This window comes from Micromonospora fulviviridis (genome assembly GCF_014648395.1).
In the GTDB taxonomy this organism is placed as follows: Bacteria; Actinomycetota; Actinomycetes; order Mycobacteriales; family Micromonosporaceae; genus Micromonospora; species Micromonospora fulviviridis.
On sequence record NZ_BMRA01000001.1, the window covers coordinates 690,405 to 705,933 of the forward strand.

Below are 15,529 nucleotides of genomic sequence, written 5' to 3' on the forward strand. Positions count from 1 at the left end.
CCCCTCAGTACTTCAGCAGGTTGGCGTCGTCGACGCTCGCCGAGCGCCGGGTCCGGAAGATCGACATGATGATGGCGAGCCCGACGACGACCTCGGCCGCGGCCACCACCATCACGAAGAACGCCATGATCTGGCCGTTCAGGTCGCCGTTGATGCGGCTGAACGTGACCAGCGTCAGGTTGGCCGCGTTGAGCATCAGCTCGACGCACATGAACAGCACGATCGCGTTGCGCCGGACCAGCACGCCGACGGCGCCGATGGTGAACAGCACCGCCGCGAGGATCAGGTAGTAGTCCGGGGTCATTTCTCCGTCCCCTTCAGCGTGTTCTCCTCGGCGGTCAGCTCGCGGACCGGCAGGATCTCCGGGATGCTGCGGTCGGTCAGCCGGCCGTCGGGCAGGCGGGCCGGGGTGGCCACCGACGACGACGTGGCGAAGACGCCCGGTCCGGGCTTCGGGCCGGGGTAGTTGCCGGGGCGGAACCGGGCCTTCATGGTGGCGACCTGGTCCATCCGGTCCTCCTTGCGCCGCTCCACGTGCGCCAGCACCATCGCGCCCACCGCCGCCGTGATGAGCAGCGCGGAGGTCAGCTCGAAGGCGAAGACGTACTTGGTGAAGAGCAGCCGGGCGATGCCCTGCACGTTGCCCTCGGCGTTCGGCCGGTCCAGGCCGACGGCCTGTACGCCCTCCAGCGCCCGGTAGAGCCCGGAGCCGATCAGGCCGGCGAAGCCGAGCCCGAGCACCACCGCGGCGACCCGCTGGCCGCGCAGCGTCTCGATCAGCGAGTCGGAGGCGTCCCGGCCGACCAGCATCAGCACGAACAGGAACAGCATCATGATCGCGCCGGTGTAGACGATGATCTGCACCATGCCGATGAACGGCCCGGCCTGGAGCACGTAGAACACACCCAGGCAGAGCATGGTCAGCACCAGCCAGAGCGCCGAGTGCACCGCGTTGCGCGCCCAGACCATGCCGATGGCCCCGATGAGGGCGAGCGGGGCGAGGATCCAGAAGGTGACCTCCTCACCTCCGGACACCTGGCCCGCCGCGGCGAGCACCGTCTGCGTGGTCATGCTCCTGCTCCCTTGCCCGCCTCGGCCCGCTGCGCGGCCTGCTCGGCGCCGGGGAAGGTCACGCCGGGGTGCTCCTCCACCTGGTACCGGCCCGGGCCCATGGGCGAGCGCTCGGCGCCGGCCGAGGTGCCCGGGTTGGTCAGCGCGCCGACGTAGTAGTCCTTCTCGCTGTCGCCCAGCCGCATCGGGTGCGGCGGCTGCTCCATGCCGGGCAGCAGCGGCGCGAGCAGCTGCTCCTTCGTGAAGATCAGGTCCTGCCGGTTGTCCCGGGCCAGCTCGTACTCGTTGCTCATGGTGAGCGACCGGGTCGGGCAGGCCTCGATGCAGAGCCCGCAGAAGATGCACCGGGCGTAGTTGATCTGGTAGACGCTGGCGTACCGCTCACCCGGGGAGAAGCGCTGATCCTCGGTGTTGTCGCCACCCTCCACGTAGATCGCGTCCGCCGGGCAGGCCCACGCGCACAGCTCGCAGCCGATGCACTTCTCCAGCCCGTCCGGGTGCCGGTTGAGGATGTGCCGCCCGTGGTAGCGCGGCGCCGAGACCGGCGGCTTGAACGGGTAGTCGGTGGTGACGACCTTCTTGAACATGTGCGAGAAGGTGACCCCGAAGCCCTTGAACGTTCCGGTGATCGCGCCCACGTCACACCTCCCTGGAGTCCGAGCCGGCGACCACGTTGGCCGGCTCCCGCTCGGCGACCACGCGCTTGGTACGCGGGCTCGGCGGAACCTGAAGATCCATCGGCGGCAGCGGGAAGCTGCCGTGTGGACGGCTGTTCACCTGCTCCTGGAGCGGCGGCTTCGGCGCCTTCTTCCGGCTCGGCCAGAAGAGCGTGGCCAGCAGCAGCACGCCCGCGCCGATGCCGGTGGCGAGCAGCCGGTCCCGCGTCTGCCAGTCCTCGATCGAGCGGAGCCCGCTCAGCACCAGGATCCAGACCAGGTTGATCGGCAGCAGGACCTTCCAGCCGAAGCGCATGAACTGGTCGTAGCGGAGCCGGGGCAGGGTGCCCCGCAGCCAGACGAAGACGAAGACCAGGACGATGACCTTGCCGAAGAACCAGAGCATCGGCCACCAACCCGAGTTGGCGCCCGACCAGAGGGTGATCGGCCAGGGGGCCCGCCAGCCGCCGAGGAAGAGCGTGGTGGTGACCGCCGACATGGTCACCATCGAGACGTACTCGGAGAGCATGAAGAGCGCGAACTTGAGCGAGCTGTACTCGGTCATGAAGCCCGCGACCAGCTCCGACTCCGCCTCGGGCAGGTCGAACGGCGCCCGGTTGGTCTCACCGACCATGGCGATGAAGAAGATGACGAAGCTGGGCAGCAGCAGGATCGCGTACCAGCCGGGGGCCGGGATCTGCTGGCCGGCGATGGTGAGCTGGGTGGCGTCGCCCTGTGCGGCGACGATCCCGCTGGTCGACATCGTGCCGGCGGTCATGAACACCGCCACGATGCTCAGCCCCATGGCGACCTCGTACGAGATCATCTGGGCGCTGGACCGGAGACCGCCGAGCAGCGGGTACGTCGAGCCGGAGGCCCAGCCGCCGAGCACGATGCCGTAGATGCCCATCGAGGAGCAGGCGAGGATCACCAGCACCGCCACCGACACGTCGGTGACCTGCAGCGGCGTCCAGTGGCCGAAGATGCTCACCTTCGGGCCGAACGGCACCACCGACAGCGCGGTGACCGCGGAGATCACCGAGATGGTCGGCGCGAAGAAGAAGACCACCTTGTCGGCGGCGCGCGGGAGGATGTCCTCCTTGAACGCCATCTTCAGGCCGTCCGCGAGGGTCTGCAGCAGGCCGAACGGGCCGACCTGGTTGGGGCCGGGCCGGACCGCCATGCGGCCGACCACCCGGCGCTCGAACCACACGCCGAGCAGCGTGGCCAGCAGGCCGAAGGCGAACGCGAAGACGATCTTCCCGAGGACCAGCCACCACGGGTCCTTGCCGAAGTCGGCCAGCGTCGGGTCCTGCGCCGCGAGGATGACGGTGTTCACTGGGCACTCCCGGTGTTGAGGAGCGGACCCGGACGGGCGGCCGCGTCCGCGGCGACCGCCGCGGCCGAGACCTTCACGACCTCGCCGGACGTCGCGCCGAGGCTGCGCCGGACGGTCGAGCCGGGTGAGTTGGTCGGCAGCCAGACGACGCCGTCCGGCATCTCGGTGATCGCCGCCGGCAGGGTGACCGCGCCGCGGTCGGTGCCGACGGTCACCGGGTCGCCGTCCGCGACACCGAGCGCCTCGGCGGTGCCCTTGCCCAGCCGGACCACCGGCGGGCGGGCGGTGCCGGCGAGGTGCTCGTCGCCGTCGGTGAGGCTGCCCAGGTCGAGCAGCTGGTGCCAGGTGGCCAGCACGGCCTCGCCGGCGCCGGGCTGCGGCACGGTGGCCGGCTCGACGGACGGGGCGGACGGCCGCTCCACGCGGGTCGGCGGCAGCGCGCCCAGCTCACGGCGGACGCTCTGCACGTCGCCGGTGCCGAGCCGCACGTCGAGCTGCGCGGCGATCGCGTCGAGCACCCGGCCGTCGGTCATCGCCGCGGTGTCGAGCACCTTCTCGAAGGTGCGCAGCCGGCCCTCCCAGTCCAGGAAGCTGCCGGCCTTCTCGACCACCGGGGCGACCGGCAGGACCACGTCGGCCCGGCGGGCCACCGCGCTCATCCGCAGCTCCAGGCTGACCAGGAACGGCACCGCGTCGAGGGCCTGCTCGGCCAGGCGCGGGTCGGACAGGTCGGCCGGGTCGACGCCGGCCACCACGAGGGCGCCGATCTGACCGTTGGCCGTGGCCGTGAGGATGCCGTCGGTGTCCCGGCCGGCCTGGCTCGGGATCACCCCGGCCGGGATGTCCCACGCCTCGCCCAGCTCGGCGCGGGCGGCCGGCTCGGTGACCACGCGGCCACCGGGGAGCAGGTTGGGCAGGCAGCCCGCGTCGACCGCGCCGCGGTCACCCGCGCGCCGCGGCACCCAGGCCAGCTTGGCACCGGTACGCCGGGCCACGTCCGCCGCGGCGGAGAGGCCGCCGGGCACAGCGCCCAGCCGCTCTCCGACGATCAGGATGGCGCCCGGCTGGCTCAGCGCCTCGGCCACCGTGGCGTGCTCGGCCAGCACGCTGGCCTCCTCGCCTGGCACCACCCGGGCCAGCTTGGCCCCGAGCTTCTCCAGGCCGCGGGTCGCGAACGGCGCGAGCGCGTACACGGTGAGCTTCTTCTTCAGGTACGCCTTGCGCAGCCGCAGGAAGAGGATGGGGCACTCCTCCTCCGGCTCCAGGCCGACCAGCACCACGGCGGGCGCGTTCTCCACGTCCGCGTAGGTCACGTCGGTGACCCCGGCGACGCTGCTGGCCAGGAAGTCGGCCTCCTCGCGGGAGACCGGGCGGGCCCGGAAGTCGATGTCGTTGGTGTGCAGCGCCACCCGCGCGAACTTCGCGTACGCGTAGGCGTCCTCGACGGTGAGCCGGCCACCGGTCAGCACCGCCGTGCCCTGCTCGCCGTCGCGGGCCGCGCGCAGCCCCTCGGCGGCCCGGGTCAGCGCCTCGCTCCAGGACGCCTCGCGCAGCTCACCGGTCTTCCCGTCCCGCACCAGCGGGGTGGTGAGCCGGTCGAACGCGCGGGTGTACTGGAAGCCCCAGCGACCCTTGTCGCAGTTCCACTCCTCGTTCACCGCCGGGTCGTCACCGGCCAGCCGGCGCAGCACCTTGCCGCGCCGCCAGTCGGTGCGCTGGGCGCAGCCGGCCGCGCAGTGCTCGCAGGCGCTGGGGGTGGAGACCAGGTCGAACGGGCGGGCCCGGAACCGGTACTGCGCGCCGGTCAGCGCGCCCACCGGGCAGATCTGCACGGTGTTTCCGGAGAAGTAGGAGTTGAACGGGACGTCGCCCGTGTCGCCCTCCTCGCCGTACGCGTCGTCCCGGTAGATGTTGATCTCCTCGGCGGACGACCGGCCCATCAGGTCGATGAACTTGTCGCCGGCGATCTCCTCGGAGAACCGGGTGCAGCGCTGGCAGAGCACGCAGCGCTCGCGGTCGAGCAGCACCTGGGTGCTGATCGGCAGCGGCTTCGGGTACTCCCGCTTGTGCTCGTGGAACCGGGAGTCGGTGCGGCCCGTGGACATCGCCTGGTTCTGCAGCGGGCACTCGCCGCCCTTGTCGCACATGGGGCAGTCCAGGGGGTGGTTGAGGAGCAGCAGCTCCATCACCCCCTCCTGGGCCTTCTTGGCGACCGGGGAGGTGAGCTGGGTCCGCACCACCATGCCGTCGGCCACGGTCTGGGTGCAGGAGGCGACCGGCTTGCGCTGGCCCTCCACCTCCACCAGGCACTGCCGGCAGGCGCCGGCCGGGGCCAGCAGCGGGTGGTCGCAGAACCGCGGGATCTCGGTGCCCATCTGCTCGGCGACCCGGATCAGCAGCGCCCCCTTGGGGGCGGTGACCTGGACGCCGTCGATGGTCAGGGTGACGGTCTCGGTCTGCTTGGCTACGTCGGTCATCAGTGGGCTCCCACCAGCTGCTTCTCGGAGAGCTTCGGCGCGGTACGTCCCTCGATGTAGTCGAGGTAGTCCTGCTTGAAGTACTTCAGCGACGAGGTCACCGAGCTGGTCGCACCGTCACCCAGACCGCAGAACGAGCGGCCGAGGATGTTGTCGCAGGTGTCGAGCAGGGTGTCCAGGTCCTCGTGGGTGCCCTGGCCGGCGAGGATCCGCCGGTAGACCCGGACCATCCAGTAGTTGCCCTCGCGGCACGGGGTGCACTTGCCGCACGACTCGTGGTGGTAGAACTCCAGCCACCGGTAGGTCGCGTACACCGGGCAGTCCTGGTCGGAGAAGATCTGCGTGGCCGTGGTGCCCAGGATCGAGCCGGCCGCCGCCACCCCCTCGAAGTCCAGCGGCACGTCCAGGTGCTCGGCGGTGAGCAGCGGCGTCGACGAGCCGCCCGGGGTCCAGAACCTCAGGTTGTGCCCGGGCTGCATGCCGCCGGCCAGCTCGATCAGCTCGCGCAGGGTGATCCCCATCGAGCACTCGAACTGGCCGGGGTTGGCGATCCGGCCGGAGAGCGAGTAGATCATCGGACCGGAGGACTTCTCCGTCCCCATGGTCTTCCACCAGTCGGCGCCGCCCAGCACGATGTACGGCACGCTGGCGATGGTGCCGACGTTGTTCACCACGGTCGGGCTCGCGTACAGGCCGTGGGTCGCCGGGAACGGCGGGCGCAGCCGGGGCTGGCCCCGGAAGCCCTCCAGCGAGTCCAGCAGCGCGGTCTCCTCACCGCAGATGTACGCCCCGGCGCCGGAGTGCACCACCAGGTCCAGGTCGAAGCCGGTGCCCTGGATGTTCCGGCCGAGGTAGCCCTTGGCGTACGCCTCCCGCACGGCGTTGCGCAGCCGGCGGGCGGCGTGCACGGCCTCGCCGCGGATGTAGATGTACGCCCGGTTGGCGCGGATCGCGTACGAGGCGATGATGACGCCCTCGACCAGCGAGTGCGGGTCGTGGGTCATGAGCGGCAGGTCCTTGCAGGTGCCCGGCTCGCCCTCGTCGGCGTTCACCACGAGGTAGTGCGGCTTGCCGTCGCCCTGCGGGATGAACCCCCACTTGAGACCGGTCGGGAAGCCCGCGCCGCCGCGGCCGCGCAGCCCGGAGTCCTTGATCAGCTGGATCAGGTCGTCCGGGTGCGCCTTGAGCGCCTTGCGCAGGGCGGCGTAGCCGTCCAGCTTCTCGTAGGTGCCGATCCGCCAGGCGTCCGGCGACAGCCAGCGCTTGGTGAGCACCGGCGTGAGCTTGGCCAGCGTCTCCGGCCGAGGAGCGGTCACTTCTGGACCCCCGTTTCGCTCGCGACCGCCGGGCCCGCGCCGTTGGCGCCCGCCCCGGCCTCCGCTTCCTTGAGGTTGCGCTGCTGCGCCCCGGCCTCGTCGCCGGCGGGCTTGCCGTCACCGGCCGGCGGGTTGGCCGCCGTGCCGGCGGCCTCGGCCGCCTGGGCGTCGCGGGGCGCCGGCGCCGTGGTGTCCGTCGGGACCTTGGTGCCGGGGGCGTCCGCCACGGCGGTGCCCGCGTCCGGCTGCCGGGTCTCGGCGGTACGCACCTGCGGCGACTTGCCGTCGGGCGCCTTCACGTCCGGCGCGGTGCTGCCGGTCGCCGCCTCCGGCTTCGCCGGCTCGGCCGCCGGGGCCGGCTTGGCGGCCTCGGCCTTGGCCTTCGCCTCGGCGGCGGCCTTGTCGGCCTCGGCCTTGCTGCGGATCGGGGTGTTCGGGTCGAAACCCGGAACCGAGATGCCGTGCTGCTCGGCGAGGCGCAGACCGCGCAGGGTCGGCTCGCCGGGCCCGCCGTCGGCCACCGCGCCGTCGCGCTCGTCGGCGAAACCGGCGAGCTGGACGGCCATCTCCTTGAGGGTGCAGAGCCGCGCGCCCCGGGTCGGCATCGGCCGGCCCCCGGCCCGCAGCTCCTCCACCACGCCGAGCGCGCCCTGCGGGTCGACGTTGTCGAAGAAGTCGTAGTTGACCGTCATGACCGGGCCGTAGTCGCACGCCGCCAGGCACTCGGCGTGCTCCAGGGTGATCTTCCCGTCGGCGGTGGTCTCGTCGTGCCCGACGCCCAGGTGCTCGGCGAGGGTGTCGTAGACCTCCTGGCCGCCGAGCACGTTGCACATGGTGTTGGTGCAGACGCTGACCAGGTAGTCACCGGTCGGCTTGCGCTTGTACATGGTGTAGAAGGTGGCGACCGCGCCGACCTGGGCCTTGTTCAGGCCGAGCACCTCGGCGCAGAACTCGACGCCGGCCGGGGAGACGTACCCCTCCTCGGACTGCACCAGGTGCAGCAGCGGCAGCAGGGCCGAGCGGGACCGGTCCGCCGGGTACCGGGCGATGATCTCCCGCGCCCGCTCCCGGGTCTCTTCAGTGAAAACGGTCATCGGTCACAACCACCCATCACGGGGTCCAGCGAGGCGCCACCGGCGATCACGTCGGCGATCAGGCCGCCCTCGGCCATCGCCGGCAGGGCCTGGAGGTTGATGAAGCTCGGCTCCCGGTAGTGCACCCGGTAGGGCCGGGTGCCACCGTCGGAGACCGCGTGCACGCCCAGTTCGCCGCGGGGCGACTCGACGGCGACGTACACCTGGCCCGGCGGGACCCGGAAGCCCTCGGTGACGAGCTTGAAGTGGTGGATCAGCGACTCCATCGACTGACCCATGATCTTGGCGACGTGCTCCAGCGAGTTGCCCATCCCGTCGACGCCGATGGCGAGCTGCGCCGGCCAGGCGATCTTGCGGTCGGCCACCATCACGGGGCCCGGCTTGAGCCGGTCGAGGGCCTGCTCGACCAGCTTCAGCGACTCCCGGATCTCGGCCAGCCGGACCAGGTAGCGGCCCCAGACGTCGCCGTCGGTGTGCGTCGGCACGTCGAACTCGTACGTCTCGTAACCGCAGTACGGCATCGTCTTGCGCAGGTCCCAGGCGAGACCGGCGGAGCGCAGCACCGGACCGGTCACCCCGAGCGCGAGGCAGGCGGTCACGTCGAGGACCGCCACGTTCTTCGTCCGCTCGATCCAGATCGGCTGGCCGGAGAGAAGGTCCTCGTACTCCTTGAGCTTCTTCGGCATCAGCTTGAGGAAGTCGCGGATCTTGACGATCGCGTCGTCCGGCACGTCCTGCGCGACGCCGCCCGGCCGCACGTACGCGTGGTTCATGCGCAGGCCGGTGATGGTCTCGAAGATGTCGAGGATGTACTCCCGCTCGCGGAAGCCGTACAACATCATGTTGATCGCGCCCAGCTCCATGCCGGTGGTGGCCAGCCAGACCAGGTGCGACGAGATCCGGTTGAGCTCCATCATCAGCACCCGGATGGTGGTGGCCCGCTCGGTCACCTCGTCGGTGATGCCGAGCAGCTTCTCCACCGCGAGCGCGTACGCCGTCTCGTTGAACAGCGGGGAGAGGTAGTCCATCCGGGTCACGAAGGTCGAGCCCTGGACCCAGTTGCGGTATTCGAGGTTCTTCTCGATGCCGGTGTGCAGGTAGCCGACGACCGAGCGGGCCTCGCGGACCGTCTCGCCCTCCAGCTCCAGGATCAGGCGGAGCACGCCGTGCGTGGACGGGTGCTGCGGACCCATGTTGACGACGATCCGCTCGTCGTTGATCGGGTCCGTGCCGGAGACGACCTGGTCCCAGTCCCCACCGGTGACGGTGAAGACCTTGCCCTCGGTCGTCTCGCGCTCGGTCGCGTAGTTCGACGTGGTCACTGGTAGGACCTCCTACGGTCCGGCGGCGGGATTTCCGCACCCTTGTACTCGACGGGGATGCCGCCGAGCGGGTAGTCCTTGCGCTGCGGGTGCCCCTCCCAGTCGTCCGGCATGAGGATCCGGGTCAGGTTGGGGTGGCCGTCGAAGACGATGCCGAACATGTCGTACGTCTCCCGCTCCTGCCAGTCGGCGGTCGGGTAGACGGCGGTGACGCTCGGCAGGTGCGGGTCCTCGGCGGAGACCGCGGCCTCCAGCCGGACCCGGCGCCGGTAGGTCATCGAGGTGAGCTGGTAGACCACGTGCAGCCGGCGCCCGTCCGCGCCCAGGTAGTCCACGCCGGACACCGAGGAGCAGAGCTCGAAGCGGAGCGCCAGGTCGTCGCGCATCACCTGGCAGACCTCGGCGATCCGCTCCGGCCGGACGTGCAGGGTCAGCTCGCCCCGGTCGACCACGACCTTCTCGATCGCGTCGCCGAAGTGGGGGTACGCCTCCTCCAGCGCGTCGCGGACCTCGTCGAAGTAGCCCCCGTACGGCCGGGCGGCCTCCTCGATCGGCTTGCGCTGGCGGACCAGGCCGCCGTAGCCGGAGACGTCGCCGGTGCCCTGGTTGCCGAACATGCCGCGCCCGGCCGGGCTGGCCGGCGGGTACTCCGCCGGGGCGGTGCTGCTGGCGCCGGCCGGGGTCGTCGGGACCGGCACGCCGCCGTCGTTGTTCTTGTCGTTCGGTGCCGTCACTTCGGCCCCCCCTGCGACTGGAGGTGGTTCTGCGCCTTCATCCAGTTCTCGATCCGCAACTGCTCCTCGCGCCCCTCGCGGACCGCCTGGGTCCACTCGGCGCGCCGGGCCTTGTCGTTGCGGTACGACGACGGCATCGAGCCGTAGGGCACGACGGGCACGTCACCGCGCTCCTTGCGCGCCTCCAGCATCTTGCGGCCGTTCGCGCCCAGCGGCTCGTACATGATCTTCTCGCGGAGCTTGAGGACCGCGTCGATGAGCATCTCGGGCCGGGGCGGGCAGCCCGGGAGGTACATGTCGACCGGCACGATGTGGTCGACGCCCTGCACGATGGCGTAGTTGTTGAACATGCCGCCGCTGCTGGCGCAGACGCCCATCGAGATGACCCAGCGGGGCTCGGCCATCTGGTCGTAGATCTGGCGCAGCACCGGTGCCATCTTCTGGCTCACCCGCCCGGCCACGATCATGAGGTCCGCCTGCCGCGGCGAGGCCCGGAAGACCTCCATGCCCCAGCGGCCCATGTCGTAGTGCGGACCACCGGCGGCCATCATCTCGATGGCACAGCAGGCCAGGCCGAAGGTGGCGCCCCAGACGGACGACTTCCGCGACCAGTTGACCAGCTTCTCCACGGAGGTGAGCAGGACGCCGGCCGGGAGCTTCTCCTCGATGCCCATCTGACGTACCTCCCTCAGTCCCAGTCCAGGCCGCCGCGCCGCCAGACGTAGGCGTAGGCGACGAAGACCGCGACGATGAACAGGACCATCTCCACGAAGCCGAAGATCGGCAGGGCGTCGAAGGAGACGGCCCAGGGGTAGAGGAAGATGATCTCGATGTCGAAGACGATGAAGAGCATCGCCGTCAGGTAGAACTTGATCGGGAACCGGCCGCCGCCGACCGGCTGCGGGCTCGGTTCGATGCCGCACTCGTACGCCTCGAGCTTGGCCTTGTTCAGACGCCGGGGGCCGGCGAATCGGGCGGCGGCCACGGAGAACAGCGCGAACCCCGCGGCGAGGGCGAACAGCCCGATGATCGGTGCGTAAGGAGAGAGCGTCATCGTTGTCTCCTGCTCGTCCTTCCCTGACCTCGGTGGTTGGCGAAAATCACACTATTCACGTCCCTCGTGACCTCGGCCGGCGGGGGTCGATCTTTGTCGGTCCCGGGGCGCCGTGACCCCGGGACCGGTGGTCTAGACGGCGGGGGCAACCCTCGTCATCGCGTTGATGACGCGGTCCATCGCGTCACCGCCCCGGGGGTCGGTGAGGTTGGCCAGCAGCTTGAGCACGAAGCGCATCAGCATCGGGTGGGGCATGCCGTGCTTGGTGGCCATCCGCATCACCTCGGGCCGGCCGATGAGCTTCACGAAGATGCCGCCGAGCCGGTAGTAGCCGCCGAAGCGGGCCTTCAGCTCCTGCGGGTACGCCAGCAGCGCCCGCTCGCGCTCCGCGCCGGCCGGCCGGGCGAGCGCCTGCACCGCGACCTCGGCGGCCAGCTCGCCGGACTCCATGGCGTACGCGATGCCCTCGCCGTTGAACGGGTTGACCATGCCGCCGGAGTCGCCGACCAGCAGGACCCCGCGGGTGTAGTGCGGGACCCGGTTGAAGCCCATCGGCAGCGCGGCGCCGAGGATCGGCCCCTCCGCGTTGGTCTCGTCGGTCATCCCCCAGTCCTCGGGGGTGTTGGCCAGCCAGTCGGTGAGCAGCTTGCGGTAGTTCGTCTTGCCGAAGGCCGAGGAGGAGTTGAGCACGCCCAGGCCGACGTTCACCCGGCCGTCGCCGAGGCCGAAGATCCAGCCGTAGCCGGGCAGCAGCGCGTCGCTGCCCTTGGCCCGCAGCTCCAGCCAGGACTCCAGGTAGTCGTCGTCGTGCTTCGCGGGCGAGCGGTAGTAGCGGCGGACCGCCACGCCGATCGGCCGGTCCTCGCGCTTGGCCAGGCCGAGGGCGAGCGGGAAGCGGCCGGAGACGCCGTCCGCGGCGACCACGAGCGGCGCGTGGAAGGAGGCCGGCTCCTTGTCCGGGCCCACCTCCGCCTGCACGCCGATCACCCGGTCGTCGGCGTCGAGCACCGGACCCAGCACGTTGACGCTGGTGCGCAGCTTCGCCCCGGCGGCGACGGCGCGCTGGGCGAGCAGGTCGTCGAAGTCGAGCCGGGTCCGGACCAGGCCGTAGTTGGGGAAGCTGGCCAGGTCGGGCCAGTCGAGTTCCAGGCGTACCCCGCCGCCGATCACCCGGAGGCCCTTGTTGTGCAGCCAGCCGGCCTCGGGCGAGGTGTCCACGCCCATCCGGATGAGCTGCCGCACGGCCCGGGGGGTGAGCCCGTCGCCGCAGACCTTCTCCCGGGGAAATTCGGTCTTCTCCAGCAGCAGCACGCGTACGCCGTGCCGCGCCAGGTGGTACGCCGTCGCCGATCCTCCGGGACCGGCGCCCACGACGATGACGTCGGCGTCGTTCTCCACCGCGGCCATCCGCGCCTCCTCCCGCATGCTCGTGAAATGCTTCACAAGCCGATCCGGTTGGAGTCTATGACCGGCGTTACACCTGTATGCGCTGAGGGGGGCCTAACTTCGCGGAATCGGGCCGGTATGCGTCCCCCCGGCGCTCAGGGGCGCGCGGAGGCGGCCGGTCCCAGGCCGGCGTCGAGCCGGATCGCCTCGGGCAGGTGCTCGCGCAGCGCGCCGCCGGCGGCCCGGTCGAGCGCGGCCAGCACCTCGGCGACCACCTGACGGACATCGGCGGGATCCGCGCCGGCCAGCTCGCGAAGCTGCGCGATGAGTTCCGCGGCGTCGTCGTCGGTGGCCGCCTGGTCTGGTCCCGTCATGGGGGCGAGCCTACGGGACAAAGTAGACCTAAAGCGGATATTCACGAAAAGGCCGGTTCATCCCGGCCCGCGCATCAGTCCCGGATCGCGCGGTGCAGCGCCACGACGCCGCCGGTCAGGTTGCGCCACGCCACCCGGCCCCAGCCGGCCGCGCCGATCCGCGCGGCCAGCGCCGCCTGGTCCGGCCAGGCTCGGATCGACTCGGCGAGGTAGACGTAGGCGTCGGGGTTGCTCGACACCGCGCGCGCCACGGCCGGCAGGGACCGCATCAGGTACGACAGGTAGACCGTGCGGAACGCCGGGTTGACCGGGGTGCTGAACTCGCAGACCACCAGCCGGCCGCCCGGCCGGGTTACCCGGGCCAGCTCCCGCAGCGCCGCGTCGGTGTCGTTGACGTTGCGCAGCGCGAACGAGATGGTGACCGCGTCGAAGCTGGCGTCGGCGAAGGGCAGCCGCAGCGCGTCCCCGGCCAGCAGCGGCACGCGGGGGCGGGTGCGCTTGCCGGCGTGCAGCATGCCGAGCGACAGGTCGGCGCCCACCGCGTACGCCCCGGAGTGGGCCAGTTCCTCGGTCGAGACGCCGGTGCCGGCGCCCACGTCGAGCACCCGCTCGCCGGGGCGCAGCCCGAGCGCCTCCCGGGTGGCCCGCCGCCAGAACCGGTCCTGCCCGAAGGAGAGCACGGTGTTGGTCAGGTCGTAGCGGGCGGCCACGCCGTCGAACATCGCGGCGACCTCGTGCGGCTGCTTGTCCAGGCTGGCGCGCTGGCCCTGCGGGGTACGGCTCACCCCTCCACTCTGCCAGCCGACCCCCGCCCGACTCCTGCCGGGTACGCGAAAGGCCGGTGCCCGGGCGCCGTCCAGGTCGGTCGGTCCTCGGCCCACGCCGGAACCGCGCCGGTGGATTCCACCGTCCTCACCGGAACGCAGACAGCAGGGGCGGGATGGTCGACCCATCCCGCCCCTGCTGCCGTGCGTTATGTGAACGGCCCTCGCGGGCCGATGGAGGACGACCGTCAGGCGGACGACGTCAGCGTAGCCGCCGGTGCCGTCGCGCGGGTCCAGGTCGCGCTGGTCGCCGCCGTCCTGTTATCTCGCAGGTCGGTGACCCGGTGGCCCGGATCGACGGCGACGAGCCGGCACGTTAGCGGCCCACGATCGTGCCCGCCAGGCCCCACCGGGCAGCTTCACGGGAACGGGCAGGGGGAACCGGCCCCGCGACGGCCGCGAGCTGGCCGTTCGGTCGATGGAACCCCGGTCAGTTGACCTCGACCAGGGGGAGCGACTTCCCGGCCCCGCCGCCCGGCAGGGCGATGGAGGAGAAGTGCGAGACCACCCGGTCGTCGCTCGGGTCGTCGGCCGGAGTCCGGTGCACCGCGAGCCGGTTGTAGAGCGTGTCCCGCTGGGCGGGGATCCGGTCGGCGGTGCGGATCATCCCGATCAGCTCGTGCAGGTTCGAGCGGTGCCGGGCGCCGGCCGAGGAGATGACGTTCTCCTCCAGCATGATCGAGCCGAGGTCGTCCACCCCCATGTGCAGGGCAAGCTGGCCGACGTCCTTGCCCGTGGTCAGCCAGGACGCCTGCAGGTGCGGCACCGTCTCGAAGAAGAGCCGGGCCACCGCGACGAGCCGCAGGTACTCCAGCGTGGTCGCCTGGGTGCGGCCCTTCAGGTGGTTGTTCTCCGGCTGGTACGTCCACGGGATGAACGCGCGGAAGCCGCCGGTGCGGTCCTGCACGTCGCGGATCATCCGCAGGTGCTCGATCCGCTCGGCGTGGGTCTCGCCGGTGCCCATCATCATGGTCGCGGTCGACTCCAGGCCCTGCCGGTGCGCCAGCTCCATGACCTCCAGCCAGCGCGCGCCCGACTCCTTGAGCGGCGCGATCGCCCGGCGCGGCCGGTCCGGCAGCATCTCGGCACCCGCGCCGGCGATCGAGTCCAGCCCGGCCGCCTTGATCCGGGCGATGGCCTCGTCCAGGCTCACCCCGGAGACCTTGGCCATGTGCAGGATCTCGCTCGGGCCGATCGAGTGGATGGCGAGCTGCGGGTACGCCGCCTTGACCGAGGAGAACAGCTCCTCGTAGTACTCCACGCCGTAGTCCGGGTGGTGGCCGCCCTGGAGCATGACCTGGGTGGCGCCCAGCTCGACCGCCTCGCCGCAGCGGCGCAGGATCTCCTCGGTCGGGTGGGTCCAGCCCTCCTTGTGCTTGGGGGCCCGGTAGAACGCGCAGAACTTGCACGCCGTCACGCAGACGTTCGTGTAGTTGATGTTGCGGTCGATCAGGTACGTGACGATGTTGTCCGGGTAGCGCCGCCGGCGCACCGCGTCCGCCGCCTCGCCCAGCGCGTGGAAGGGCGCCTCGGTGTAGAGCAGCAGGGCCTCCTCGGGCGTGATCCGCCCGCCGTCCGCGCCGCGCTGCAGGATGTCGTCGATCTCCCGGCTCACCGTCACGTCCCCGAGGGTACGCCGGTGGGATGCCGAGGCCGCCAGGGGTGTTCTGCGGTGTGAGCCTCCACCCGACGGCAGACGGGCCGGACCACACCATCGCCGACAGCCTGCGCTGCGAGCACCTGCGGGCCTACGAGGAATGCCTGCTGGCGATTCCGGACGCGCTCGCCTGGTGCTGGGCGCGGGGCGGGCCCTGGCGATCGGCGGTGCGTGGCCTGGTGACCGAGGTGCGAGAGGTCTGACCTCAGGAAACGCGAGACCCGG

The 15,529-nt window shown here is 71.3% G+C and carries 16 protein-coding genes; 1 reads left to right on the forward strand and 15 read right to left on the reverse strand.

Features of this window, described 5'->3' with window-relative positions:
• Positions 1-4 precede the first annotated feature (4 nt).
• From nuoK to mqnC, 15 genes are all read right to left on the reverse strand, one after another.
• On the reverse strand, positions 5-304 hold the full coding sequence (gene nuoK, locus IEY96_RS03425) for an NADH-quinone oxidoreductase subunit NuoK (protein WP_088959269.1): 300 nt from the start codon (positions 302-304) through the stop codon (positions 5-7).
• Complete coding sequence (locus tag IEY96_RS03430; RefSeq protein ID WP_189193308.1) at positions 301-1,071, reverse strand: NADH-quinone oxidoreductase subunit J; 771 nt, start codon at positions 1,069-1,071, stop codon at positions 301-303. Before IEY96_RS03430 ends, nuoK begins: the two co-directional genes overlap by 4 nt.
• On the reverse strand, positions 1,068-1,709 hold the full coding sequence (nuoI, locus tag IEY96_RS03435; RefSeq protein WP_189193309.1) for an NADH-quinone oxidoreductase subunit NuoI: 642 nt from the start codon (positions 1,707-1,709) through the stop codon (positions 1,068-1,070). The genes IEY96_RS03430 and nuoI overlap by 4 nt, the downstream gene beginning before the upstream one ends.
• A gap of 1 nt (position 1,710) precedes the next feature.
• Positions 1,711-3,066, reverse strand: a complete 1,356-nt coding sequence (nuoH, locus tag IEY96_RS03440; protein ID WP_189193310.1) for an NADH-quinone oxidoreductase subunit NuoH — start codon at positions 3,064-3,066, stop codon at positions 1,711-1,713.
• Complete coding sequence (locus IEY96_RS03445) at positions 3,063-5,543, reverse strand: NADH-quinone oxidoreductase subunit G (RefSeq protein ID WP_189193311.1); 2,481 nt, start codon at positions 5,541-5,543, stop codon at positions 3,063-3,065. Before IEY96_RS03445 ends, nuoH begins: the two co-directional genes overlap by 4 nt.
• Positions 5,543-6,859 (reverse strand): NADH-quinone oxidoreductase subunit NuoF, encoded by a 1,317-nt coding sequence (nuoF, locus tag IEY96_RS03450; protein WP_189193312.1) that lies wholly within the window; start codon positions 6,857-6,859, stop codon positions 5,543-5,545. The genes IEY96_RS03445 and nuoF overlap by 1 nt, the downstream gene beginning before the upstream one ends.
• Positions 6,856-7,953: an NADH-quinone oxidoreductase subunit NuoE gene (gene nuoE / locus IEY96_RS03455; protein WP_189193313.1), complete on the reverse strand. Its 1,098-nt coding sequence runs from the start codon at positions 7,951-7,953 to the stop codon at positions 6,856-6,858. The genes nuoF and nuoE overlap by 4 nt, the downstream gene beginning before the upstream one ends.
• On the reverse strand, positions 7,950-9,275 hold the full coding sequence (locus IEY96_RS03460) for an NADH-quinone oxidoreductase subunit D (protein WP_189193314.1): 1,326 nt from the start codon (positions 9,273-9,275) through the stop codon (positions 7,950-7,952). The genes nuoE and IEY96_RS03460 overlap by 4 nt, the downstream gene beginning before the upstream one ends.
• The gene (locus IEY96_RS03465; protein WP_189193315.1) at positions 9,272-10,009 is read right to left on the reverse strand and encodes an NADH-quinone oxidoreductase subunit C; all 738 of its coding nucleotides are present in this window, start codon (positions 10,007-10,009) and stop codon (positions 9,272-9,274) included. Before IEY96_RS03465 ends, IEY96_RS03460 begins: the two co-directional genes overlap by 4 nt.
• Positions 10,006-10,683, reverse strand: coding sequence for a NuoB/complex I 20 kDa subunit family protein (locus tag IEY96_RS03470; RefSeq protein WP_189193316.1), 678 nt, complete (start codon positions 10,681-10,683; stop codon positions 10,006-10,008). Before IEY96_RS03470 ends, IEY96_RS03465 begins: the two co-directional genes overlap by 4 nt.
• A gap of 14 nt (positions 10,684-10,697) precedes the next feature.
• On the reverse strand, positions 10,698-11,063 hold the full coding sequence (locus tag IEY96_RS03475) for an NADH-quinone oxidoreductase subunit A (RefSeq protein WP_073834101.1): 366 nt from the start codon (positions 11,061-11,063) through the stop codon (positions 10,698-10,700).
• Between the two features lie 132 nt (positions 11,064-11,195).
• Positions 11,196-12,470 (reverse strand): geranylgeranyl reductase family protein, encoded by a 1,275-nt coding sequence (locus IEY96_RS03480; RefSeq protein ID WP_189193606.1) that lies wholly within the window; start codon positions 12,468-12,470, stop codon positions 11,196-11,198.
• 134 nt (positions 12,471-12,604) lie between these two features.
• Entirely contained in the window at positions 12,605-12,823 is a 219-nt protein-coding gene (locus IEY96_RS03485; protein WP_189193317.1) for a hypothetical protein, read from the reverse strand.
• A 74-nt stretch (positions 12,824-12,897) separates the two neighbouring features.
• A complete protein-coding gene (locus tag IEY96_RS03490; RefSeq protein ID WP_189193318.1) occupies positions 12,898-13,608 on the reverse strand; it encodes a demethylmenaquinone methyltransferase in 711 nt (236 codons plus the stop codon).
• Between the two features lie 469 nt (positions 13,609-14,077).
• Positions 14,078-15,268 (reverse strand): cyclic dehypoxanthinyl futalosine synthase, encoded by a 1,191-nt coding sequence (gene mqnC, locus IEY96_RS03495; RefSeq protein WP_189193319.1) that lies wholly within the window; start codon positions 15,266-15,268, stop codon positions 14,078-14,080.
• A 53-nt stretch (positions 15,269-15,321) separates the two neighbouring features.
• Between mqnC and IEY96_RS03500 the strand changes: the two genes are divergently transcribed.
• Positions 15,322-15,507: a hypothetical protein gene (locus IEY96_RS03500; protein WP_189193320.1), complete on the forward strand. Its 186-nt coding sequence runs from the start codon at positions 15,322-15,324 to the stop codon at positions 15,505-15,507.
• Positions 15,508-15,529: the final 22 nt, after the last annotated feature.